The following is a 1,004-nucleotide window of genomic DNA, read 5'->3' on the forward strand; positions in this document are numbered from 1 at the left end:
ACGCCGTGACGGCTGAGGAGCCGGCCACTGAGGCGCCGTCGGCCCCGGCCGTCGCCGCGGTCAGCGAGCCCCCGGCCGTTGAGCCCCCGGCCGTCGAGGCCCCGGTGGTCGAGGCGCTGACCGTCGTGACTCCCCTCCCGGTCGCCTCGCCGGTCGCCGTCGAGGCGCTGACCGTGGAGACCCCCCGCCCCGTCGCGTCCCCGCCCGCGCCCCCCGCCCCGGTCCGTGCTCCCGAAGCCGCCTCCGCTCCCGCCACCGTGCCGGCCGCCGCCGCCGTGCCGGCCGCCCTGCGGGCCACCACCCCGCTGCCGCCGCCCACCGCGACCGCCCCGCTGCCGCCGCCCGAGCCCGCGGAGCTGCTGCCGATGGGCCCGGAGAGCACCGGGGAGGCCATGGAGGTGCTGGCCGCCCTCAGTGCGCGCCGGGCCTCCCCGCTGCGCCGCGCGGTCAAGCGGATCACGCTCTGGGGTGTGCTGGTCGCCCTGCTGCTCGGACTGCTGGCGGCCGGCCAGCTGCTGCGCCCGCTGCCGACCCCCGTGGTGAAGCTGACGGCGGCCACCTCCTTCACCTTCGCCGGCGACCCGCTCACCATGCCCTGGCCGGCCAAGGGCCAGGCGGCGGCCGAGGTGCTGGGCGTGGGCAGCCTGGGCAGCTCGGGCCCGGAGAACACCCCGGTGCCGATCGCCAGCGTGACCAAGGTGATGAACGCCCACCTGATCCTGCTGGCCCACCCGTTGAAGAAGGGCGAGCCCGGCCCCTCGCTCACGGTGGACAAGGCCGCCGCCCAGGAGTCGGGTGACGCGGACCAGTCCACCGCCAAGGTGACCGAGGGCCAGCAGATCAGCGAGTACGAGGCGCTGGAGATGCTGATGCTGCCCTCCGCCAACAACATCGCGCGCCTCCTCGCCCGCTGGGACTCCGGGTCGGAGGAGGCCTTCGTCAAGAAGATGAACGACCAGGCCGCCGCCTTCGGCATGGCGAACACCACCTACGCGGACGCGGCC

The 1,004-nt window shown here is 76.2% G+C and carries 1 protein-coding gene; it reads left to right on the forward strand.

Translation table 11 applies throughout. The features are described 5' to 3' along the window. Nucleotides 1–1,004, forward strand: a 1,004-nt coding sequence (locus ABD323_RS41655) for a D-alanyl-D-alanine carboxypeptidase family protein (protein ID WP_425556345.1), incomplete at both ends; no start/stop codon positions are given.

The organism is Kitasatospora nipponensis (assembly GCF_039528135.1).
In the GTDB taxonomy this organism is placed as follows: Bacteria; Actinomycetota; Actinomycetes; order Streptomycetales; family Streptomycetaceae; genus Kitasatospora; species Kitasatospora nipponensis.